Source organism: Variovorax paradoxus, from assembly GCF_030815975.1.
GTDB lineage: Bacteria > Pseudomonadota > Gammaproteobacteria > Burkholderiales > Burkholderiaceae_C > Variovorax > Variovorax paradoxus_N.
Genome location: NZ_JAUSXL010000002.1, coordinates 4,072,077 through 4,093,946 on the forward strand (window position 1 = coordinate 4,072,077; position 21,870 = coordinate 4,093,946).

At 68.2% G+C, this 21,870-nt stretch carries 17 protein-coding genes, 1 pseudogene and 2 riboswitches; of the genes and pseudogenes, 10 read left to right on the forward strand and 8 right to left on the reverse strand.

The annotated features are described in order from the left end of the window. Positions 1-32: 32 nt before the first annotated feature. The 6 genes from QFZ47_RS22835 (at position 33) to QFZ47_RS22860 (ending at position 5,385) form a co-directional block, all read left to right on the forward strand. Positions 33-1,244, forward strand: a complete 1,212-nt coding sequence (locus QFZ47_RS22835; protein ID WP_307657798.1) for a DUF1501 domain-containing protein — start codon at positions 33-35, stop codon at positions 1,242-1,244. A 54-nt stretch (positions 1,245-1,298) separates the two neighbouring features. Then, positions 1,299-2,045: a tRNA-uridine aminocarboxypropyltransferase gene (locus QFZ47_RS22840; RefSeq protein WP_307657799.1), complete on the forward strand. Its 747-nt coding sequence runs from the start codon at positions 1,299-1,301 to the stop codon at positions 2,043-2,045. A 147-nt stretch (positions 2,046-2,192) separates the two neighbouring features. After that, positions 2,193-3,251 (forward strand): NAD(P)H-dependent flavin oxidoreductase, encoded by a 1,059-nt coding sequence (locus QFZ47_RS22845; protein ID WP_307657800.1) that lies wholly within the window; start codon positions 2,193-2,195, stop codon positions 3,249-3,251. Positions 3,252-3,255: 4 nt separating this feature from the next. After that, positions 3,256-3,933 (forward strand): alpha/beta hydrolase, encoded by a 678-nt coding sequence (locus QFZ47_RS22850; protein ID WP_307657801.1) that lies wholly within the window; start codon positions 3,256-3,258, stop codon positions 3,931-3,933. Positions 3,934-4,059: 126 nt separating this feature from the next. After that, positions 4,060-5,007, forward strand: coding sequence for a DUF3014 domain-containing protein (locus QFZ47_RS22855; protein ID WP_307657802.1), 948 nt, complete (start codon positions 4,060-4,062; stop codon positions 5,005-5,007). A 129-nt stretch (positions 5,008-5,136) separates the two neighbouring features. Beyond that, entirely contained in the window at positions 5,137-5,385 is a 249-nt protein-coding gene (locus tag QFZ47_RS22860; RefSeq protein WP_307657803.1) for a hypothetical protein, read from the forward strand. Between the two features lie 49 nt (positions 5,386-5,434). Here QFZ47_RS22860 and gcvP read toward each other — a convergent pair whose 3' ends face one another. The 8 genes and pseudogenes from gcvP to denD all read right to left on the reverse strand — a co-directional run bounded on the left by gcvP (position 5,435) and on the right by denD (position 14,889). After that, complete coding sequence (gene gcvP, locus QFZ47_RS22865) at positions 5,435-8,341, reverse strand: aminomethyl-transferring glycine dehydrogenase (protein WP_307657804.1); 2,907 nt, start codon at positions 8,339-8,341, stop codon at positions 5,435-5,437. A gap of 50 nt (positions 8,342-8,391) precedes the next feature. Next, entirely contained in the window at positions 8,392-8,763 is a 372-nt protein-coding gene (gene gcvH, locus QFZ47_RS22870) for a glycine cleavage system protein GcvH (protein WP_307657805.1), read from the reverse strand. A gap of 47 nt (positions 8,764-8,810) precedes the next feature. Continuing rightward, a complete protein-coding gene (gene gcvT / locus QFZ47_RS22875; RefSeq protein WP_307657806.1) occupies positions 8,811-9,989 on the reverse strand; it encodes a glycine cleavage system aminomethyltransferase GcvT in 1,179 nt (392 codons plus the stop codon). Positions 9,990-10,035: 46 nt separating this feature from the next. Then, positions 10,036-10,151, reverse strand: a riboswitch (glycine riboswitch). Between the two features lie 12 nt (positions 10,152-10,163). Continuing rightward, a riboswitch (glycine riboswitch) is annotated at positions 10,164-10,254 on the reverse strand. A gap of 32 nt (positions 10,255-10,286) precedes the next feature. Next, complete coding sequence (locus QFZ47_RS22880) at positions 10,287-10,835, reverse strand: hypothetical protein (protein WP_307657807.1); 549 nt, start codon at positions 10,833-10,835, stop codon at positions 10,287-10,289. Positions 10,836-10,986: 151 nt separating this feature from the next. Further along, positions 10,987-12,265 (reverse strand): annotated as a pseudogene (locus tag QFZ47_RS22885) (TRAP transporter large permease). Then, complete coding sequence (locus tag QFZ47_RS22890) at positions 12,262-12,756, reverse strand: TRAP transporter small permease (RefSeq protein ID WP_307657808.1); 495 nt, start codon at positions 12,754-12,756, stop codon at positions 12,262-12,264. Before QFZ47_RS22890 ends, QFZ47_RS22885 begins: the two are co-directional and overlap by 4 nt. A gap of 81 nt (positions 12,757-12,837) precedes the next feature. After that, entirely contained in the window at positions 12,838-13,809 is a 972-nt protein-coding gene (locus tag QFZ47_RS22895) for a TRAP transporter substrate-binding protein (RefSeq protein WP_307657809.1), read from the reverse strand. A gap of 63 nt (positions 13,810-13,872) precedes the next feature. Beyond that, the gene (gene denD, locus QFZ47_RS22900; protein ID WP_307657810.1) at positions 13,873-14,889 is read right to left on the reverse strand and encodes a D-erythronate dehydrogenase; all 1,017 of its coding nucleotides are present in this window, start codon (positions 14,887-14,889) and stop codon (positions 13,873-13,875) included. A gap of 68 nt (positions 14,890-14,957) precedes the next feature. Between denD and QFZ47_RS22905 the strand changes: the two genes are divergently transcribed. The 4 genes from QFZ47_RS22905 (at position 14,958) to QFZ47_RS22920 (ending at position 21,793) form a co-directional block, all read left to right on the forward strand. Then, positions 14,958-15,863, forward strand: coding sequence for a LysR family transcriptional regulator (locus tag QFZ47_RS22905; RefSeq protein ID WP_307657811.1), 906 nt, complete (start codon positions 14,958-14,960; stop codon positions 15,861-15,863). Between the two features lie 91 nt (positions 15,864-15,954). Beyond that, positions 15,955-16,770 (forward strand): putative hydro-lyase, encoded by an 816-nt coding sequence (locus QFZ47_RS22910; protein ID WP_307657812.1) that lies wholly within the window; start codon positions 15,955-15,957, stop codon positions 16,768-16,770. A gap of 39 nt (positions 16,771-16,809) precedes the next feature. Next, complete coding sequence (locus QFZ47_RS22915) at positions 16,810-18,102, forward strand: MFS transporter (protein ID WP_307657813.1); 1,293 nt, start codon at positions 16,810-16,812, stop codon at positions 18,100-18,102. 34 nt (positions 18,103-18,136) lie between these two features. Then, the gene (locus QFZ47_RS22920) at positions 18,137-21,793 is read left to right on the forward strand and encodes a hydantoinase B/oxoprolinase family protein (protein ID WP_307657814.1); all 3,657 of its coding nucleotides are present in this window, start codon (positions 18,137-18,139) and stop codon (positions 21,791-21,793) included. Positions 21,794-21,870: the final 77 nt, after the last annotated feature.

Sequence of the window (21,870 nt, forward strand, 5' to 3'; positions counted from 1 at the left end):
AGGAGCAAGGCAAGCAGAAAGGACACCCTGTCATGCAACGTCGAGAACTGCTCAAGCTCATGGCCGCCGTTCCACTCGCGGGCGCCGCCGGCCAGCTGATGGCCGCGCCCGGGGCCGAAGGCGCCAAGCTGCTGGTCGTGTTCCTGCGCGGCGCGTACGACTGCTGCAACCTGCTCGTGCCCACGGCCAGCGACTTCTACTACGCCTCGCGCCCCAACATCGCCATCGCCCGGCCCGGCATGCCCGGCGGTGCGCTGCCGTTGGACGGCAACTGGGGCCTGCACCCCGCGCTGGCACAAAGCGTGATGCCGATGTTCCAGCAGAAGCAGGCTGCCTTCATCGCCTTTGCGGGCACCGACGACCTCACGCGCAGCCACTTCGAAACGCAGGACTCCATCGAGCTCGGCCAGGCACTCGACAAGCGACGCGACTACCGCTCGGGTTTTCTCAACCGGCTGGCCGGCGTGCTCGGCGCCGGACCCGTGGCCGGCGTGTCGCCCATCGCCTTCACCGAACAGCTGCCCCTTTCGCTGCGCGGCGGCGCCAGGGCCGCCAACATGGCGCTGGCGGGCAATGCGCGTGCGGGCATCGATGCGCGGCAGAGCCAGGTCATCGCGGCCATGTACCGCAACACCCCGCTGGCCGGGCCGGTGGCCGAAGGCTTCGAGCTGCGCGACGAGGTGGCGCGCGCGGTGCAGGCCGAGATGGACGCCGCCAGCCGCAACGCCATGACCGCCAAGGGCTTCGAACTGGTGGCGCGCCGCATGGCGCTGCTGATGCGGGAGCGCTTCGACCTCGGCTTTGTCGACGTCGGCGGCTGGGACACGCATGTGGGGCAGGGCGGCGCCATCGGCTACCTCGCCAACCGTTTTGAAGAACTGGGCCGCGGCGTGGCCGGCTTCGCGCAGGAGATGGGCGACGACGCATGGCGCCAGACCGTGGTGGTGGTCATCAGCGAGTTCGGCCGCACCTTCCGCGAGAACGGCAACCGCGGCACCGACCATGGGCACGGCACCGTGTACTGGGTGCTCGGCGGCGGCCTCTCGGCGCAGGCGGGCGGGCGCATCGTGGGCGAGCAGCAGGACGTGGCGCAGGCTACGCTGTTCCAGAACCGCGACTACCCGGTGCTCAACGAATACCGCGCGGTGTTCGGCGGCCTGTTCAGGCGGATGTACGGCCTCTCGCCGGCGCAGCTCGCGCGGGTGTTCGACGGGGTGACGCCGAAGGATCTGCAGCTGGTTTAGCTGCTCGGCGCATTCCAGCGCACCGGGCGTTCGAGAGCAGCCGAGAATCGGCACATGCCTCACGCCGTCTCCTTCCTTCGCGCCGCGCGCCTGGCTCGAAGCGCCAAACCCTTTCTCGCCCGTGGTGGCTTCAAGCGCGAGCGCTGCGCGGGCTGCCGCCTGGTGCCCAGCCATTGCATGTGCGCCGTGCGCCCTTCGGTGGCAACGCGCGCGGGAGTGTGCCTGCTCATGGCCGACATCGAGCCGCTCAAGCCCACCAACACGGGGTGGCTGGTCGCCGACGTGGTGGCCGATACCTTCGCCTTCGGCTGGGCCCGCACCGAAACCGATCCCGCGCTGCTGGCGCTGTTGAACGACCCGCAATGGCAGCCCTACGTGGTGTTCCCGGGGCAATATGCGGCGCCCGAGCGCGTGGTCGTGGCCGTTCCAGTGCCTGGACCGGACGGCAGCGGCTGCGTGAAACGGCCGCTCTTCATCCTGTTCGACGCGACATGGGCCGAGGCACGCAAAATGTTTCGCAGAAGCCCTTACCTCGACCGGCTGCCGGTGTTGAGCCTGCAGCCGGAGCAGATCACGCAATACAAGCTGCGCAACTCTGGCCGCGACGACCACTTCTGCACCAGCGAGGTGGCCGCGATGTGCATGAACCTGGCGGGCGAAAACGTTGCCGAACAGACGCTGGAGGCGTACCTCGCGGTGTTCACGCACCACTATCTGCGTGCGAAGAACCAGCAGCCCATTGCCTGGGACAGTGCGGCGCATCGGCGGCTGCGCGAAGTGTCCATCCGACCGCCGGCCTAATGTCGTCGAACTTGCCCGCGATCATTGTCTGGCCTCGGCTTGCGGCACTTCCCGCAGCGCCTGCCGGCTGAGCGCAAGGGCTTTGGGCTTCGCCGCAGAATAGGCGCTGGCATGCGCCTCACATCCAAAAAAAAGGAACATCTACCAATGACCACTTCATTGCAGCAACTCCTCGGCATCGATCTGCCGCTGATCCAGGCGCCCATGGCGGGCGTGCAGGGCAGCGCCATGGCCATTGCGGTCAGCAACGCGGGCGCGCTCGGCTCGCTGCCGTGCGCGATGCTCGGCAACGACGCCATCCGCAGCGAAGTCACTGCGATCCGCGAGGGCACCGGCAAGCCCTACAACCTCAACTTCTTCTGCCACGTGCCGCCCCAGCCCAGCGCCGAACGCGAAGCGGTGTGGCGCAATGCGCTGGCGCCGTACTACCGCGAATTCGGCATCGATGCGGCGGCCATACCCACCGGCCCGGGGCGCAACCCCTTCAGCGCCGAGGTGGCCGAGGTGCTGGCCGCGTTCCGCCCGCCGGTGGTGAGTTTCCATTTCGGGCTGCCGCCCGAGCCGCTGCTGGCGCAGGTGCGCGGATGGGGCTCGAAGATCCTGGCATCGGCCACCACGGTCGACGAGGCACTGTGGCTCGAAGCGCACGGCGTCGATGCGGTCATTGCGCAGGGCCTGGAGGCGGGCGGGCACCGCGGGCACTTTCTCTCGCACGATCTCACGGTGCAGCCCGGCACCTTCGCGCTGCTGCCGCAGGTGGTGCGCGCGGTGCGGCTGCCTGTGATCGCGGCCGGCGGCATTGCCGATGCGAACGGCGTGGCCGCGGCCATGGCGCTGGGTGCCGCGGGCGTGCAGGTGGGCACGGCCTACATGCTGGCGCCCGAGGCCACCACCAGCGCCGTGCACCGCGCGGCGCTGAAGAGCGAAGCTGCGCGCCATACGGCGCTCACCAATCTCTTCACGGGCCGGCCGGCGCGCGGCATCGTCAACCGCGTGATGCGCGAGCTGGGGCCGATCGGCTCGGCGGCGCCCGAGTTTCCGCTGGCCACTTCGGGCATTGCGCCCTTGCGCGCCAAGGCCGAGGCGCAGGGCAGCGGCGATTTTTCTCCGCTGTGGTCGGGCCAGAACGCAACCGGCTGCCGCGAGCTGCCGGCCGCCGAAATCACGCGCGCCTTGGCGCAGGGGTTTCAATCTTCAACGGCCTGACGCCATGACGCAACTCCACCTGCCTTTCAAGTTTCTCGAGCAGGCCGCAGGGCCGAACGTGCGCGAGCCCTGGCTGCTGGTGCTGATGCACGGCGTCGGCAGCAACGAGCAAGACCTGTTCGGCCTCGCGCGGCTCATGCCGCCGCAGTTTCACGTGCTGAGCCTGCGCGCCCCGTATGTGCTGTCGCCCGATGCCTATGCGTGGTTCGAGTTCCAGGTGCTGGCCGATGGCCAGCGGCGCATCAACGAGGAGCAGGAGCGCGAAAGCCGTTTCCTGGTGGGCGAGATGGTGGCCTCGGCGGCGCAGCAGCTCGGCGTGCCGCCGGAACGCGTGGTGGTCGGCGGCTTCAGCCAAGGCGGCATCATGGCGCTGTCGCTGCTGCTGACGCAGCCTGCAAAAGTGCGCGCCGCGATGGTGTGGCACGGGCGGCTGCTGTCGGAGGTGCTGCCGCACATCGCGTCGCCCGAGGCCTTCGAGGGCAAGGCGCTGTGGGTGAGCCATGGCAGCGCCGACAACGTGATTCCGCCGAGCGCCGCACAGGCCACGCGTGAACTGGCGCGCGGCCTGCCGCTGGCGCTGTCGGGCGCCGATTTTCCGGGCGGCCACGAGATCCGACCGGCCGAGCTGCAGGGCACGCTGGCGTGGCTGCAGTCGCTCGGCGGGACGGCCGGCGCGTCCTAGCGGCTGAACTTTCGCATCGCGGGCGCGTCACAGGGCGTTACGGGATGACGCCGCGGCCGGGCGCCGATCTGGTGCACCATAGCTGCTCGTCTCCCATTGCAATCCTCCCAAAAGGAAACCGCAGACATGTCCGACCGAGACACCCCCGAGATTCCCGACGTGCACGATTCGCGCGATGCCCCCGCGTACAGGCCGCGGCGCGAGACGTCGACCGGAACCATCATCGTCATCGTGCTGCTGGCGATCGCGGCCGGATTCCTGGGCTGGCGCTGGTACCAGCAGCAACAGCCGCTCCCGGCTGAATCGCCGCCGGTGGCCGCCGCGCCGAACGACGGGATTGCGCCCACGCCGCCCGCGCCCCTGCCCGAATTGCCGGAACCGCAGAACCCCATCGATGCGATCGCGCTGCCCGACTCGGGGCTGCCCAAGGTCGGCGATTCCGATTCGCGCGTGATGAAGGCGCTGGTCGACCTGATGGGCAGCAAGAACGTGGCGGACTTCCTGCAGTTCGAAGGCATCGTGCGCCGCTTCGTGGCCACGGTCGACAACCTCGCGCGCGAGCAGTCGCCCGCGAGCACCTGGCCGGTTCAGCCGACGAAGCAGCACTTCACCACCCAGGGCAAGGGCGAGAAAGAGACCATTTCGCCCAACAATGCCGCGCGCTACAACCCCATCGTGACGCTGGCCGAGTCGATCGATCCGGCCAAGGCCGCCAAGACATATGCGCGGCTCTATCCGCTGTTCCAGCAGGCCTACGAGGAGCTCGGCTATCCGGGGCGCTACTTCAACGACCGGCTCGTTGCCGTGATCGACCATCTGCTGCAGGCGCCCGAGCCCGCCGGCCCGGTGCAGGTCCGCCTCGTCGAGGTGAAGGGCAACGTGCCGTCGCAGCGGCCCTGGGTGCGCTACGAGTACGCCGATCCGCAGCTCGAGTCGCTCTCGTCGGGCCAGAAGATCATGGTGCGCGTGGGGCTGGAGAACGAGCGCAAGCTGAAGGCCAGCCTGCGCGGCTTCCGCGAGCAGATCGCCACGGGCGAGCTGGCGAAGAAGAAACAACAGCAGCAGCAGCGCTGACCGGGTGCGCCGTGTAGGCGCGGGCCGATTGCATGCAGCGCCGATGCCGGGGATGATTCGCCGAGCCCGCCGGCAGTGCCCGCGGTTCGCCCGGCTTCGATTCCCAAGAAAGATTTCGAGGACACCCGTATGAACCTGATGAGCGTCGACCTCTACCAGAGCGCCACCGATCCCGACAAATTCCTGGCGCTTCCCGCGGACACCGACCCCGCCGAGCTCATGGGTCCGATGACCTTCGACCAGGACTACGCGCATGTCAGGCGCTACAAGGAAGGCTTCGAATTCGATCCGTCCGAAAGCTATGCGGGCGTCAACGCCGCGAAGATCGCCGCGGACATCCTCACCGTGAAATGGGCGATCTACCGCCGCGAAGCCTGAGCGGGGAGGAGCGCTACGGCGCCGGGCCGCCGCGCTTCCTGCTGCGGCCTCAGGCCTCTTCGGTTTCCTTGTAGTCGCCCACCGGCACGCAGCTGCAGAACAGGTTGCGGTCGCCGTACACGTTGTCGACGCGGCCGATCGGCGGCCAGTACTTGGCCTGCTTGAGTTCAGCCAGCGGGAACGCGCCCAGTTCGCGCGAGTAGGGGTGCGGCCACTCCGTTCCGAGCAGGCTGGCCGCGGTGTGCGGCGCGTGCTTGAGCGGGTTGTCGTCCTTCGGCCAGACGCCTTCCTCGACGCGGCGGATCTCGCCGCGGATCGCGATCATCGCGTCGATGAAGCGGTCGAGCTCGGCCAGCGGCTCGCTTTCGGTGGGTTCCACCATCAGCGTGCCGGGCACCGGGAAGCTCAGCGTGGGCGCATGGAAGCCGTAGTCGATCAGCCGCTTGGCCACGTCCTCGGCGGTGACGCCGCTGGTGTCCTTGAGCGGGCGCAGGTCCAGAATGCACTCGTGCGCGACGTGGCCGTTGGGACTCGCGTACAGCGTGGGGTAGTGGTCCTTGAGGCGCGCGCTGATGTAGTTGGCGCTCAGGATCGCGATTTCGGTCGCGGCCTGCAGGCCCTTGGCGCCCATCATGCGGCAGTACATCCAGCTGATTGGCAGCACCGCGGCATTGCCGAGCGGCGCCGCGGAAACCGCACCGACGCCATTCGATGCGATGCCGGCCGTCGCATGGCCCGGCAGGTAGGGCACAAGGTCTTCCACCACGCAGACCGGGCCCACGCCCGGGCCGCCGCCGCCGTGCGGAATGCAGAAGGTCTTGTGCAGGTTCAGGTGGCTCACGTCGCCGCCGAACTCGCCCGGTGCGGCGACGCCCACCAGCGCGTTCATGTTGGCGCCGTCCACGTACACGCGGCCGCCGTGTTCATGCACGAGTTCGCAGAGTTCCTTCACGCGGGTTTCGAACACGCCGTGCGTGCTCGGATAGGTGATCATCACGGCCGCGAGCCTGGCGCTGTGCTTCTCGCAAGCGCGCTTCAGGTCGTCCATGTCGACGTTGCCCTGCGCGTCGCAGGCCGTCACCACCACCTGCAGGCCCACCATCTGCGCGCTTGCGGGGTTGGTGCCGTGCGCCGACGAAGGAATGAGGCAGATGTTGCGGTGCCCCTGGCCCTTGGCTTCGTGGAAGGAGCGGATGGCCAAGAGGCCCGCGTACTCGCCCTGCGAACCCGCGTTGGGCTGCAGGCTGATGCCCGCGTAGCCAGTGGCTTCGCAGAGCCAGGCGCGCAGCTGCGCGTCGAGCTGGGCGTAGCCCACCAGCTGCTCGGGCGGCGCAAAGGGATGGATGTTGGCGAACTCGGGCCAGGTGATCGGGATCATCTCGCTGGTCGCGTTGAGCTTCATCGTGCAGCTGCCGAGCGGGATCATGCTGCGGTCGAGCGCCAGGTCCTTGTCCGACAGGCTGCGGATGTAGCGCAGCATCGCGGTTTCGCTCTTGTGGGTGTTGAACACCGGGTGCGTGAGAAAGGCGCTGGTGCGGCGCAGGTCCTCGGGCAGGCGCGGCGCGGTGCCGGCCAGGTCGTCGAAGCGCGGCATCGGTGTGCCGGCAGGCACGAACAGCGCCCAGAGCGTTTCGACGTCGGTGCGCGTGGTGGTCTCGTCGAGCGAAATGCCCAGGTGCTGCTGCAGCCGCTGGCGCAGGTTGACGCCCGCGGCGGTGGCGCGCTCGATGATCTTCGGCGTGTCGTCGCCGGTGCGGATGGTCAGCGAATCGAAGGCGCTGGCGTTGACCGGCTCGCGCCCCATCTGTGCAAGGCCCTGCGCGAGGATGGCCGTGAGTGCGGCCACGCGCTGCGCAATGCGCGTGAGGCCGTCGGGGCCGTGGTACACGGCGTACATGCTGGCTACCACGGCCGGCAGCACCTGCGCGGTACAGATGTTGGAGGTGGCCTTCTCGCGGCGGATGTGCTGTTCGCGCGTCTGCAGCGCCAGGCGGTAGGCAGGCTGGCCGTGCGTGTCGACGCTCACGCCCACCAGCCGGCCCGGCAGCGAGCGCTTGAACTCGTCGCGGCAGGCCAGGTAGGCCGCGTGCGGGCCGCCATTGCACATCGGCATGCCGAAGCGCTGCGTGGTGCCGCAGACGATGTCGGCGTCCCACTCGCCGGGCGGCGCAAGCAGCGTCAGCGCCAGCAGGTCGGCGGCCACGCAGAAGGCGGCGTCGCACTGGTGCGCATGGCCTGCGAGTGGGCGCAGGTCATGCACGTGGCCGGTGGTGGCCGGGTACTGCGCGAGCACGCCGAAGAATTCGCCGCTCACCATCAGGTGCGGCAGCGTTTCGGACACGGTGCTGACCTTGACCTCGATGCCCAGCGGCGCGGCGCGTGTCTTGATGACCTCGATGGTCTGCGGATGGCAGTCGCCCGACACCAGAAACACGTTGCTCTTGCTCTTGACGCTGCGCTTGGCGAGCGTCATGGCCTCGGCCGCGGCGGTGGCTTCGTCGAGCATCGACGCATTGGCGATGGCCATGCCGGTAAGGTCGCACACCATGGTCTGGAAATTGAGCAACGCTTCCATGCGGCCCTGCGAAATCTCGGCCTGGTAGGGCGTGTAGGCCGTGTACCAGGCCGGGTTCTCGAGCACGTTGCGCAGGATGACGCCCGGCGTGTGCGTGCCGTAGTAGCCCTGGCCGATGAAGCTCCTGAAGACCTTGTTCTTCGCCGCGATCGCCTTCAATTCGGCCAGCGCATCCGCCTCCGTGATGGGCGCCGGCAGCCGCATCGGCTTGGCGCGGCGGATGGCCGCGGGCACGATGCCGTCGATGAGCTCCGCGCGCGTTTCCGAGCCGATCACCGGCAGCATGCGCGCCTCGTCCGCCGCATCGATGCCGATGTGGCGGGCGAGAAATTCTTCGGCGTTCTCCAGTTGTTGCAAAGAGGGAAGGGCGGGAATCGGCATGGCGGTGAAGGCTCGGGGATGAGGAAAAAGCGGCTGGAGAACTCGGCGGATCAGGACTCGGCGGCGAACTTGTCGTAGGTGGCGGCGTCGAGCAGCGCGTCGAGCTGCGCCGGTTCGCTGAGCTTGACCTTGAAGAACCAGCCGGCGGCCAGCGGGTCGGTGTTGGCGAGCGACGGATCGGCGCGCAGCGCTTCGTTCACTTCGGTGATCTCGCCCGACACGGGCATGAACACATCGGCCGCGGCCTTGACCGATTCGACGACACCGGCGACTTCGCCCTGGGCAAAGATCTTGCCGACTTCAGGCAGGTCGACAAAGACCACGTCGCCGAGCGCGTCCTGCGCATGCACGGTGATGCCGACGGTGGCCGCGCTGCCTTCGGCCGAAACCCATTCGTGGTCCTTGGTGTACTTGATGCTCATGGTGGAAAACTCCTCGTGGAAAAAATGATGATTGGGGAGCGCAGCGCCTAGCCGCGGTAATAGCGCGTGGGCACGAAAGGCAGCGTCGAGACTTCCATCGGCACCGGCTTGCCGCGCACGATGGCCTGCACGCGCGTGCCGGGCTCGGAAAACGCGGTGGCCACGTAGCCCATGGCAATCGGGCGGTCGGCCGTCGGGCCGAGCAGGCCGCTCGTGACAAAGCCGATGTCGTGGCCTTCGAAGGATTGCAGCACCGTGCCGTCGCGCACCGGAATGCGTTCCAGCGCCACGAGGCCGACGCGCCTGCGCTTGAGCGTGTCGTGGTCGGTGTGGCCCGCGGCGCCGGCCGTGGCGGCGGCGAGCTGCGCCAGCACCCTGGCCGCGCCCGGAAAACCGCCTTCGCGCGCGCCGCCCGTGCGGCGCACCTTCTGGATCGCCCAGTTCAGCGAGGCTTCGACCGGCGTGGTAGCGGTGTCGATGTCGTTGCCGTAGAGGCAGAGCCCGGCTTCCAGCCGCAGCGAATTGCGTGCGCCCAGGCCGATGGGCTTGACCTCGGGCTGCGCCAGCAGCAGGCGGGCCAGCGCGTCGGCATTCTGGCCGGCCACCGAGATCTCGAAGCCGTCTTCGCCGGTGTAGCCGCTGCGCGTGGCGAAGGCCGGAATGCCGCCGATCTGCACCGCGCCGCCGGTCATGAACACGAAGCGCTCGGTGCCGGGCGACAGCCGCGCCAGCACCGCGGCCGCCTGCGGCCCCTGCAGCGCGAGCAGCGCGTGATCGGGCAGCGGCTGCACCTCGCAGCGCGCGCCGATCTTCTGCTGGATGTGGGCGATGTCGGCCACCTTGCAGGCGCCGTTCACGATCACGAAGATCGAGCCGTGGTTCTCGTTGAAGAACATCAGGTCGTCGAGGATGCCGCCCTCGTCGTTCAGCAGCAGGCCGTAGCGCTGCTTGCCGGGGGCCAGGTCGATCACGTCGACCGGCATCAGGGTCTCGAAGGCCGCCGCGGCGTCCGGACCGACCAGGCGCAGCTGGCCCATGTGCGAGATGTCGAACAGGCCGGCGGCGTCGCGCGTGTGCCTGTGCTCGGCCATCAGGCCGGCCGGGTACTGCACCGGCATCGAATAGCCGGCAAACGGCACCATGCGGGCGCCAAGCTCCACGTGCAGGCCGTACAGCGGGGTCTTCAGGAGTTGTTCGGCGGAAGAGGAGTCGGAGGAAGCAGCCACGGGGCACTCCAAAAGGGGCAGACGAATTCCATGGCGCGAGCCATGGGCCACCCCTGCTGTCCGCTTTACCTGAGAGATTCGCCCCACGATCGGGGTTTGCTCCTTCGGTGGGCCGTCGCATCGCGTTGATGCCAGCAACAGCCTCTCTCCAGCAAGGAAACGCCGGCATTCACCAGCGCTGTGTCAGTCCTTTTGCCTGAGCGTTCGGGAACCCCCTGCGCCTTCGGCGGCCCCGGCTGGCGGGGCTCTCTCCTGACCATGGGAGTGTAGTGGATCGCGGGCCCGGGGTCTGCAGCCTCAGTGCACAGTTTCGGCCAGCGGCAGCAGCCGCTCGATGCGTTCCCGCAGCGACTCGGCGCGCTCGGGGCCGGCGGTTTTCTCGATCTCGCTGAGCATCAGCGCGGCGATGGTCAGCATGACCTGGCGGTCGCGGGCTTCGCGCAGCGCATCGCGCATCTGCAGCGCGAACTTGGGGTCGCGGCGCACGAACATGCGCTCGCAGATGTCGAACAGGAACATGCGCGTGGTGGCCAGCGAGCGCTTGCCGTCGAAGTTGTCGGCCGATGTGCTGATCTGGATCGGGTCGGCCGTGGGCGCCGGGGCGGGCTGCGTGGGTGCTGCAGCCGGCTGGGCGGCGGCTGCAGCCTTCGCGTCCTGCAGATAGCCCTTGAGCACCAGCGCCTGGATCGCCTGCTCGGCCTCGGTGCGGCTTGCGAACAGCGGGCTGAAATCGGTCAGCGAGCGGCGGCCGTCGGCCATCAGCAGCAATGCGCGCTCGCGCTGGCTCAGCGTGCGCTGGCGGCCCTGGAGTTCGTCGCGTGCCTTGTCGGTCTTGGTGGGAAACATGGCGGCCACAGCTTTCGGGGATCGAGGGCTGCAGCATCGTTGCAAGCGGTGACATCTTGGTGAAACGGTTGCCTTGAAGGGGCATTGCCGCGCAAAAAAAAGCAGCCTGCGAACAGGCTGCCGTTTCTTCTTTTTCTTCGCGTTGTTTCCGCTATTTGGCGTACGCCAGGTCTCGCAGTGCGAGCGATATCCAGGGCACATAGGTGATCACCAGCAGGCAGGCCAGGATCACGAGCACGAAGGGCACCAGGTATTTCACGATCCGGTCGAGCGAGATGCGCGCTACCGTGCAGGCCGCGAACAGGTTCACGCCGAAGGGCGGGGTGATCATGCCGAGCGCGAGATTCACCACCATGATCAGCCCGAAGTGCACCGGGTCGATGCCGAAGTGCACCGCCACCGGCGCCAGGATGGGCGCGAGCACGATGATGGCCGCGCTGGTCTCGATGAACATGCCGATGACGAACAGCGCCGCGTTCACGCCCAAGAGGAACATTGCGGGCGACTTGAGCACCTCCTGCAGCCAGTGGCCGATGGCGTCGGGCACGCCCGCGCGCGTGATCAGGAAAGCGAACAGGCCCGCGTTGGCGATGATGAACATGATCACCGCCGACGACAGCACCGACTTGCGCAAGATGACGTACAGGTCCTTGGGCTTGATCTCGCGGTAGATCACCACGCCCACCACCAGCGCATAGAACACCGCCACGGCCGAGGCTTCTGTGGGCGTGAAGATGCCGCCGTAGATGCCGCCCAGGATGATGACGGGCATCAGCAGCGCCCAGCCGGCCCGCCACGTCGCCTTGAGGAAAGGCATGCGGCCGTCGCCGTCGTTCTTGCCCCAGCCCTTCCACTTGCAGTAGACCCAGACGAACAGCATCAGTGCCAGGCTGATCAGAATGCCGGGGCCGAAGCCCGCAATGAACAGCTCGCCGATCGACACCTCGGCGCTCACGCCATAGAGAATCATCGGGATCGAGGGCGGAATGATCACGCCCAGCTCGGCGCTGGTGGCCTGCAGCGCCGCCGCGTACGCGGTGGGGTAGCCGTGCTTGATGAGCGCCGGAATCAGGATCGCGCCAATGGCGAAGGTGGTGGCCACCGACGAGCCCGACACCGCCGCGAAGATCATGCAGGTGAGCACGCAGGTCATCGGCAGGCCGCCCTGCACACCGCCCACGATGCTCTTGGCAAACTCGACCAGCCGCCGCGAGATGCCGCCGGTTTTCCATCAGGTTGCCGGCCAGGATGAAGAACGGAATGGCCGCCAGCGGAAACTTGTTGATCGAATTGAACATCTCCTTCACGGAGATCAGCATGTGGACATTGGCCACCTGGATACCCAGGATCGACGCGAGCCCGATGGACACCGCCACCGAAACCGACAGTGCAAAACACAGCACCATCGTTGCAACCATCACGGGCGTCATTGCGCGGTCTCCAACTCAAGCCGCTTGGGGTCGAGAAAATTGCCAACAATGCCGAACAGGCAGAAAACGGAACCCACCGGCAGCGCCAGGTACGACCACATCATCGACAGGCTTTCGAGCCCGGCCATCGACTGCACGCGGCCGCGCATCGCGTAGTCCCAGCCCCACCAGAGAATGACCAGCATCAGGATCAGCGCGGCAATGCTCACCACGGCATCGAGCACGCGCTTGATGCGCGGCGGGCTCCAGCGGTAGAGCACGTCCACGCTCACCATCGCACCCTGGCGAAACGCCATCGGGATGCCGAGGAACACCATCCAGATCAGGCTCACGCGGATCAGGATCTCGCTCCACTCGGCGGGCTGCTCGAGCACGAAGCGCGTCACGATCTGGAACACGCCCAATGCCGATGCAATGACCAGCATCAGGCAGGCGGCAAGCATCGAGAAGCCGGTGGTCCAGCGTTCGATGCCAAGGAATTTTTCTTTCATCTGCACTCGCGTTCAAAACAAAAAAGCCCGCCAGACCGGTCTGGGCGGGCGGGGGCATGCCGTCGGGCGACGGCAGCCGGGTTACTTGTAGTCGCGGATCTTGTCGAGGTTGGCCTTGCCGAAGTCCTTTTCGAACTGCGCGTTCACCGGTGCCAGCGCGGCAACGAACTTGGCCTTGTCGACGTTGTCGATCACGGTCATGCCCTTGGCGCGCAGGTCGGCCACGCCTTTGGCGTCGTCCTCGTCCACGCGGGCGCGGTTAGCCTTGGTGCCTTCCTTGGCGGCTTCCAGGAAGGCCTGCTTGTCGGCCGCGCTGAGCTTGTCGAACGAGGCCTTGTTCATCAGGAAGATGCAGGGCGAATAGACGTGGCCCGTGAGCGAAAGATGCTTTTGCACCTGGTCGAACTTGGCGGAGATGATCACCGGCAGCGGGTTCTCCTGGCCGTCGACCGTGCCCTGCTGGAGCGCGGTGAACACCTCGGGGAAGGCCATGGGCGTGGTGATGATGCCAAAGCCCTTGTAGGCGGCAATGTGCACCGGGTTCTCCATGGTGCGCATCTTCAGGCCCTTGAGGTCTTCCGGCCCCTTCACGTCGCGCTTGCTGTTGGTCATGTGGCGGAAGCCGTTCTCGGCCCAGGCCAGCGCCTTGAAGCCCTTGGCGTCGAACTTGGTGAGCAGCTCCTGGCCAATGGGGCCGTCGAGCACGGCGCGCGCATGGGCCTTGTCGCGGAACAGGAAGGGCACGTCGAGGATCTTGGTCTCGGGCACGAAGTTGGGCACCGGGCCGGTCGAGGAGAAAGCGAGTTCCTGCGTGCCCAGTTGCACCGCCTCGATCGATTCGCGTTCGCCGCCGAGCGCGCCGTTGTAGAAGGTCTGCACCTTGTATCGGCCGCCCGTGCGCTTTTCGACTTCCTTGGCGAAGGTGTCGATGGCCACGCCCTGGTGCGAGTTCTGCGAGGTCGAGATACTGATCTTCATGGTCGTCTGCGCAAAGGCCGCGCAGGCCATGCCCATGCCCAGAACCAGGCCGGCGGCCAGTCGGGTCAATTTCATTCTTCTGTCTCCTGAGATGGAAAGGGGGTGTCACAAAGCGTCGGCTTCGCGCGCAACCGATGACTATGCCGCAATAACCAGTTTGACCGCGTCGGGATTTTCACGGACGTAATCGCGGATCACCGCCTCGAAGCTGGCGTCGGCGGAGAGTCCCAGCCCCTTGGCTCGAACGGTTGCTATGCGCCCGGGCCAGGTCTTCACGATGCGCTGGATGGCTGGGTCGGGCGTGCGGTCGAGCAATGCGGTGGCGGCCTTGCCGGCCACGCGTTCGAGCGCGGCGGCCATTTCGCCCACGGTGGTGGAAAGCGAGGGCAGGTTGAGCGCGGTGCGCGGGCCCCAGTCGGCGTCGCTGGCCTCTGCGGCGCGCAGGATGCCTTCGACCGTGCGCGCCGGCGATGCGATGGCCACGGGCGTCTCGTCGGGCACCGGGCAGGCGGCGCGGATGCCCGCGAGCGGCTCGCGGATCATGCCGCTGAAAAAGCCCGAAGCCGCGCCGTTGGGCCGGCCGGGGCGCACGCTCACCGTCATCAGCCGCACGCTGCGGCCGCGGATGAAGCCCTTGCGCGTGTAGTCGGCCATCAGCTGCTCGCCGATGAACTTCTGGACGCCGTAGCTGGTCTGCGGCGTCGGCAGCGTGTGGTCTTCGATCACCGGCGGCAGCGGCTGCTCGGGCGAGTCGCCGAACACCGCGAGCGAACTGGCAAACACCAGCAGCGGCCGGGTGCCCACGGCGCGCGCCTTTTCGAGCAGGGCATGCGTGGCGGCGAAGTTGCTGCGCATGCCCAGGTCGAAATCGGCCTCGCATTCGCCGCTGACCGCGGCAGCCAGGTGAAAGATGGCGTCGGCCTCGCGCCAGAGCGCTGTGTCGGGCGATGCGAGTTGTTCGTTCAGGTCGCCGAGCGCGGTGCCGATGCGCGGGTCGGCCGCCAGATCGGCCGGCGGCGCGGCGCGGTCGACCAGCGTGATGCGGGAAATGGTGCGCGCTGGCGCACCGGCCAGTGAAAGCCCGCCCCGCTTCAGCAGGGTGCGGGCGAGGCGCGCGCCCAGAAAGCCCGCGCCGCCCGTGATGACGATCTGCATGGTTGTCTTGTCTCCTTCGCCAACGAGCATAGCGCAGCGGGATGGGCGGCTCAGGCGACACTTGCACGATGAACCTGCGATTCGTCGAAGCCTTTCACTGGGCCGTGGCGCTCAAGAGCGTCACCCGTGCGGCCGAGAAGCTGCACCTCACGCAGTCGGCGCTTTCCAGCCGCATCGCGGCGCTCGAACGCGAGTTGGGCGTGCTGCTGCTCGACCGGCGCGACAAGCAGTTCCGCCTCACGGTGGCGGGGCAGCGCTTCCATGCCTTCGCGCAGAAGCTGCTCGAGATGCAGATGCACATCAAGGCCGAGATGGGTTCGGGCACCGTGCGCGAAGCGGTGCTGCGCGTGGGTGCGATCGAATCGGTGGTGCACAGCTGGCTCACGGGGTGGCTCAAGCACATGCAGGCGACGCATCCGGATTTCGAGCTGGAGCTCACCGTCGAAACCACGCCGGTGCTGGTCGACCAGCTGCAGCGCGGCAAGCAGGACCTGGTATTTGCCGCGCTGCCGGCGGCCGGCGATGGCGTGCGCACCCGGGCCGTGCCGCCGATGCCCATGTGCTTCGTCGGCCACCGCGAGCTGCACCTGAAGCGGCGCTACCGCATGGCAGACCTGCTCTCGCTCGACCTCTTGACCTTCCAGCGCGGCTCGCAGCCCCACGTGGCGTTGCTCGAGATGTTCCGCGACGCCGGCAGCCCGCCGCCGCGTGTGCATGCGATTTCATCCATCTCGGCGATGGCGCAGCTGGTGGAGGCGGGCTTTGGCGTGGCCACGCTGCCGCGCGCGGTGGTCGAGCCGCTGGCGCGGCGCCTGCCGCTGCGCGTGCTGCCCTGCGACGACACGCTGGAGCCGCTGCCCATCTACGCGAGCTACCGCGACGACCCGTCTTCGCCGCTGCCCGAGGCCGCGCTCGGCTCCGCCGTGGTGCATGCGTCGCACCGCATGGGGTCATCGAAAAAATCGATGAGCTGAGCGAGAAACTTTGCGTTGGCGTTCGTGAGCGCGGATTCCCACAATCCGGCGCATCACACCACAGCGATGCATCGGGCATCGAGAACGCCAAATGTCGAACCGTCCAACCTTTGCAGAGCAGCCCGGCGCCGGCAGCAGCGCGCTGGCCGTGCGCCATGCCTGCCGCGGCGGCGCGCTGAACGCCCACACCAGCGGGCTCGCGAGCGCCCACGTGCAGGGCAACCTCGTGATCCTGCCGCGCGAGCATGCCGCCGACTTCCTGCGCTTCTGCCAGGCCAACCCCAAGCCGTGTCCGCTGCTCGGCGTGTCGGAAGCCGGTGATCCGGCGCTGCCGGCGCTCGGCGAGGACATCGACATCCGCACCGACCTGCCGCGCTACCGGGTGTGGCGAAACGGTGTGCTGGTGGACGAACCCACCGACGTGCGCGCGCTATGGCGCGACGACATGGTGAGCTTCGTGATCGGCTGTTCCTTCACCTTCGAGCATGCGCTGATGGCCGAGGGCATCGTGCTGCGCCACGTGGCGCAGGGCCGCAACGTGGCGATGTACCGCACCTCGGTCGCCACCACGCCGGCCGGTCCTTTCCATGGGCCGATGGTGGTGTCGATGCGCCCGCTGCGGGCGGCCGATGCCATTCGCGCGGTGCAGATCACCTCGCGCTTTCCGGCGGTGCACGGCGCGCCGGTGCACATCGGCGATCCGGCGCTGATCGGCATCGGGTCGATCGCCAATCCCGACTACGGCGACGCGGTCGAGGTGATGCCCGATGAGCTGCCCGTGTTCTGGGCCTGCGGCGTCACGCCCCAGGCCGCGCTGGCCGCCGCCAGGCTGCCGTTCGCCATCACGCATGCGCCGGGCTCGATGCTCGTGACCGACCTGCTGCATCACAGCCTGGCCGCGTTCTAGGCCCGCCGTTTTCACCCATTCATACCTGGAGACAAACCCATGAAAACCACCCTCGAAGCCGCCCAGGCAGGCGACGGCGCGGCGGCCGAAGGCAGCTGGCTGCGCACGCTCAACCCGAACGAGAAACGCACGCTCACCGCTTCCTTCAGCGGCTACGCGGTCGATGCCTTCGACTACTACACGCTGCCGCTGGTCACGCCCATCCTGCTGTCGCTGTGGGGCATGAGCAAGACCGAGGTGGGGCTGATCGGCACCGCCACGCTGGTGGCTTCGGCCATCGGCGGCTGGGCGGCCGGCATCCTGGCCGACAGGTACGGCCGCGTGCGCATCCTGCAGCTCACCATCCTGGTGTTCGCGATCTTCACCTTTGCCTGCGGCCTGGCGCAGACGCCCGGGCAGCTGCTGGTCGCCCGCACGCTGCAGGGCCTGGGCTTCGGCGGCGAATGGGCGGTGGGCTCGGTGCTCATTGCCGAGATGATCCGGCCGGCCTACCGGGGCAAGGCGGTGGGGCTGGTGCAGAGCAGCTGGGCCGTGGGATGGGGCGCGGCGGTGCTGGTGTCTATGGCGCTGTTCTCGTTCCTGCCACCCGAGTATTCATGGCGCGTGATGTTCATGCTGGGCCTGCTGCCGGCAGTGCTGATCGTCTTCATCCGCCGCTCCATCCGCGACCCCGAGATCTACGTGCAGAGCCGCGCCGCGGTGGCGCGCGGCGAGCGCAGCGGCAATTTCCTCGCGATCTTCAAGCCCGGCATGCTGGGCACCACGGTGCTCGCGAGCCTGCTGTTCACCGGCATGCAGGGCGGCTACTACGCGATCGGCGTCTGGCTGCCCACCTTCCTGAAGAACGAACGCCATCTCACGGTGCTGGGTTCGGGCGGCTACCAGTTCATGTTCATCATCGGGGCCTTCATCGGCTACCTGTGCGGCGCCTACCTGTCGGACCGCCTCGGCCGGCGCCGCGCCTTCATCCTGTTTGCCGTGGGCGCCGGATCGCTGGTCTACGCCTACACGCTGCTGCCGATCACCGACGGCCTGATGCTGCTGCTCGGCTTTCCGCTCGGCTTCTTCATGTCGGGCATCTTCAGCGGCGCGGGCGCCTTCCTGGCCGAGCTTTTTCCCAATGAACTGCGCGGCTCCGGGCAAGGCTTTTGCTACAACTTCGGGCGCGGCATCGGCGCCACCTTTCCGGCGCTGGTCGGGGTGCTGAGCGACCGCACGCACCTTCCGCTGGGCACCGCCATCGGCGTGTGCGCCGCGGTGGCCTACGCCATGGTGGTGATCGTGGCGCTGTGCCTGCCCGAAACGCGCGGACGCGACCTGCGCCAGAACTGATCCGTATCGCTCTTTTTTCGGAACCCTTCTTTTTATGACCACGCATTCCCTTCTCCCGTCCCGCTGGCAGTTCTGGATCGACCGCGGCGGCACCTTCACCGACCTGGTCGGCCGCGACCCCGAGGGCGGCCTGCACACGCTCAAGCTGCTGTCGGAGAACCCCGAGCAATACAAGGACGCCGCCGTCGAGGGCATTCGCCGCCTGCTGAAGCTCGCGCCCGGCGAGCCCGTGACGCCCGAGCGCGTCGAGTGCGTGAAGATGGGCACCACCGTGGCCACCAACGCCCTGCTGGAGCGCAAGGGCGAGCCCACGGTGCTGGTCACCACCGCGGGTTTTCGCGATGCGCTGCGCATCGCCACGCAGGCGCGGCCGCGGCTGTTCGACCGCCGCATCGTGCTGCCCGAACTGCTCTACCAGCGCGTGATCGAGGCCGATGAGCGCATGGATGCGCAGGGCGGCGTCGTGCAACCGCTCGACGAGGGCGCCTTGCGTGCCGAGCTGCAGCAGGCCTTCGATGCCGGCCTGCGCGCCTGCGCTATCGTCTTCCTGCATGGCTGGCGCCACACCGCGCACGAGCTGGCGGCCGAGCGCATTGCGCGCGGCATCGGCTTCACGCAGGTGTCGGTGTCGCACAAGACCAGCCCGCTCATGAAGCTGGTGCCGCGCGGCGACACCACGGTGGTGGATGCCTACCTGAGCCCGATCCTGCGGCGCTACGTGGAGCAGGTGTCGCGCCAGATGCCGGGCGTGCCGCTGTTCTTCATGCAGAGTTCGGGCGGGCTTACGCAGGCCGACCGCTTCCAGGGCAAGGACGCGATTCTCTCGGGCCCGGCCGGCGGCATCGTCGGCATGGTGCGCACCGCGCTCGACGCCGGCCACGCGCGCGTGATCGGCTTCGACATGGGCGGCACCTCCACCGACGTGTCGCACTACGCCGGCGAGTTCGAGCGTTCCTTCGAGACCCAGGTGGCGGGCGTGCGCATGCGCGCGCCGATGATGAGCATCCACACCGTGGCCGCGGGCGGCGGCTCGGTCATTGCCTTCGACGGCGCGCGGCTGCGCGTGGGGCCGGAGTCGGCCGGCGCCAACCCGGGGCCGGCCAGCTACCGGCGCGGCGGGCCGCTCACCGCCACCGATGCGAACGTGCTGCTCGGCAAGATCCAGCCTTCGCACTTTCCGCATGTCTTCGGGCCGAACGCCGATGAACCGCTCGACCTGGCCGCGGCGCGGCGCGGCTTCGACGCCATGGCGCGCCGCATGTCGGAGGCCACGGGCCGCACCGTGAGTGCCGAAGAAGTGGCGAGCGGCGCGCTGCGCATCGCTGTGGCCAGCATGGCCAATGCCATCAAGCGCATCTCGGTGGCGCGCGGCTACGACGTCACGCAGTACACGCTGCAGTGCTTCGGCGGCGCAGGCGGCCAGCATGCCTGCCTGGTGGCCGATGCGCTGGGCATGCGCAGCGTCTATTTGCATCCGCTCGCGGGCGTGCTCTCGGCCTTCGGCATGGGGCTGGCCGACCAGCTCGCGATGCGCGAGCTCGCGCTGGAACGCAGGCTCGATGCGCAGGGGCTGGCGGCGGCGCGCGATGCCGCAGGCTCGCTGGCGGCGCAGGCCAAAGGCGAACTGCGCGAGCAGGGCGTGGCCGATGCGGCCATTGCCGCGGTACACCGCGTGCAGCTGCGCTACGAAGGCACCGACACCGCGCTGGCCTGCGCACTGCCCATGGCGGGTTCGGCCGAAGAAGCCATCGCGGCGATGCGCGAGGAGTTCGAAGCCGGCTATCGCCGCCGCTTTGCCTTCCTGATGGCAGAGCGGGCGCTCGTGATCGAGGCCGTGACGGTCGAAGCCGTGGGCGCCGGCGAGCGCGCCGCGCCGCCGGCCGCGCAGGCCGATACCGCGCCTCATGCACCGGAGCCGCTGGCGGCCGTCCGCATGTACTGCGAGGCCGACGAGAAAGCCGCGGGCTGGCGCGACGCCGCCTTGTTCGACGAAGCGGCGCTCAAGCCCGGCGCTTCCATCGACGGTCCCGCCATCCTCGCGGGCCGCAACGCCACCACGGTGATCGAGCCCGGCTGGCAGGCGTGCGCCACCGCGGCCGGCATCGAGCTGCACCGCGTGCGCCCGCGCGTGGCCACGCAGGCCATGGGCACCAGCGCCGATCCGGTGATGCTCGAGGTGTTCAACAACCTCTTCATGAACATCGCCGAGCAGATGGGCCTGCGGCTGCAGAACACGGCCTACTCGGTCAACATCAAGGAACGGCTCGACTTTTCCTGCGCGCTGTTCGACGTCGAGGGAAACCTGATCGCCAATGCGCCTCACATGCCGGTGCACCTGGGCTCGATGAGCGAGTCGATCAAGACCGTGATCGACGGCAACCCCGGCATGAAGCCCGGCGACGTCTTCGTGCTGAACGATCCCTATCACGGCGGCACGCACCTGCCCGACATCACGGTGGTCACGCCGGTGTACCTGGAGGCAGGCGATGAGCGGCCGTCGTTCTACGTGGCTTCGCGCGGCCACCATGCCGACGTGGGCGGCATCACGCCGGGCTCGATGCCGCCATTCTCGGCCACCATCGGCGACGAGGGCGTGCTGATCGACAACTTCAAGCTGGTGGAGGGCGGCCGCCTGCGCGAGGCCGAGCTGCGCGCGCTGCTGGGCAGCGGCGCCCATCCATCGCGCAACATCGAACAGAACCTGGCCGACCTGCGCGCGCAAATCGCCGCCAACGAGAAGGGCGTGCAGGAGCTGCAGGCCATGGTCGCGCAGTTCGGCCGCGAGACCGTGGCCGCCTACATGGGCCACGTGCAGGACAACGCCGAGGAGTCGGTGCGCCGCATCATCACGGCGCTGAAGAACGGCGAGTTCACGCTGCCGCTGGACAACGGCGCGCAGATTCGCGTGCGGGTCACGGTCGATGCCGTCGCGCGTTCGGCCACGGTCGACTTCACCGGCACCAGCGCGCAGCTGCCCAACAACTTCAACGCGCCACGGGCCATCACCATGGCGGCCGTGCTGTACGTGTTCCGCACGCTAGTGGACGACGACATTCCGCTCAACGCGGGTTGCCTGAAGCCCATCCGCGTGATCGTGCCGGACGGTTGCATGCTCAACCCGCTGCCGCCGGCCGCGGTGGTGGCGGGCAATGTCGAAACCTCGAGCTGCGTGACCAATGCGCTCTACGGCGCGCTGGGCGCAATGGCCGCGAGCCAGTGCACCATGAACAATTTCACCTTCGGCGACGGCGAGCACCAGTACTACGAGACCATCTCGGGCGGCTCGGGCGCGGGCCCGGGTTTCGACGGCACGAGCGTGGTGCAGACCCACATGACCAATTCGCGCCTGACCGACCCCGAGGTGCTCGAATTCCGCTACCCGGTGCGCCTGGACAGCTATCGCCTGCGCACCGGCTCGGGTGGGGCGGGGCGCTGGCGTGGCGGCGACGGCGGCGTGCGGCGCGTGCGCTTCCTGGCGCCGATGACGGCGTCCATCCTCAGCAACGGCCGCCGCCACGGCGCGTTCGGCGGTGCGGGCGGCGAGGCCGGCGCGGTGGGTATCAACCGCGTGGAGCGGGCCGACGGCACGGCCCTGGAACTAGACCACATCGGGCAGGTGCAGATGGCACCGGGCGACGTGTTCGTGATCGAGACGCCGGGTGGGGGCGGGTGGGGCGAAGTCTTGCGCTGAACTGTGCGCTCTCCCGGCTGGGGCACGCTCCCGCCGACGGGGTACCTTGCTCCGCGAATGTCCCCCGCCCTTCGGGC

What these genes read in the sequence shown, in the direction of transcription:
- QFZ47_RS22835 (WP_307657798.1), top strand. Translation starts at nt 33, where the DNA reads ATGCAACGTCGAGAACTGCTCAAGCTCATGGCCGCCGTTCCACTCGCG.
- QFZ47_RS22840 (WP_307657799.1), top strand. Translation starts at nt 1,299, where the DNA reads ATGCCTCACGCCGTCTCCTTCCTTCGCGCCGCGCGCCTGGCTCGAAGC.
- QFZ47_RS22845 (WP_307657800.1), top strand. Translation starts at nt 2,193, where the DNA reads ATGACCACTTCATTGCAGCAACTCCTCGGCATCGATCTGCCGCTGATC.
- QFZ47_RS22850 (WP_307657801.1), top strand. Translation starts at nt 3,256, where the DNA reads ATGACGCAACTCCACCTGCCTTTCAAGTTTCTCGAGCAGGCCGCAGGG.
- QFZ47_RS22855 (WP_307657802.1), top strand. Translation starts at nt 4,060, where the DNA reads ATGTCCGACCGAGACACCCCCGAGATTCCCGACGTGCACGATTCGCGC.
- QFZ47_RS22860 (WP_307657803.1), top strand. Translation starts at nt 5,137, where the DNA reads ATGAACCTGATGAGCGTCGACCTCTACCAGAGCGCCACCGATCCCGAC.
- gcvP (WP_307657804.1), bottom strand. Translation starts at nt 8,341, where the DNA reads ATGCCGATTCCCGCCCTTCCCTCTTTGCAACAACTGGAGAACGCCGAA.
- gcvH (WP_307657805.1), bottom strand. Translation starts at nt 8,763, where the DNA reads ATGAGCATCAAGTACACCAAGGACCACGAATGGGTTTCGGCCGAAGGC.
- QFZ47_RS22880 (WP_307657807.1), bottom strand. Translation starts at nt 10,835, where the DNA reads ATGTTTCCCACCAAGACCGACAAGGCACGCGACGAACTCCAGGGCCGC.
- QFZ47_RS22890 (WP_307657808.1), bottom strand. Translation starts at nt 12,756, where the DNA reads ATGAAAGAAAAATTCCTTGGCATCGAACGCTGGACCACCGGCTTCTCG.
- QFZ47_RS22895 (WP_307657809.1), bottom strand. Translation starts at nt 13,809, where the DNA reads ATGAAATTGACCCGACTGGCCGCCGGCCTGGTTCTGGGCATGGGCATG.
- denD (WP_307657810.1), bottom strand. Translation starts at nt 14,889, where the DNA reads ATGCAGATCGTCATCACGGGCGGCGCGGGCTTTCTGGGCGCGCGCCTC.
- QFZ47_RS22905 (WP_307657811.1), top strand. Translation starts at nt 14,958, where the DNA reads ATGAACCTGCGATTCGTCGAAGCCTTTCACTGGGCCGTGGCGCTCAAG.
- QFZ47_RS22910 (WP_307657812.1), top strand. Translation starts at nt 15,955, where the DNA reads ATGTCGAACCGTCCAACCTTTGCAGAGCAGCCCGGCGCCGGCAGCAGC.
- QFZ47_RS22915 (WP_307657813.1), top strand. Translation starts at nt 16,810, where the DNA reads ATGAAAACCACCCTCGAAGCCGCCCAGGCAGGCGACGGCGCGGCGGCC.
- QFZ47_RS22920 (WP_307657814.1), top strand. Translation starts at nt 18,137, where the DNA reads ATGACCACGCATTCCCTTCTCCCGTCCCGCTGGCAGTTCTGGATCGAC.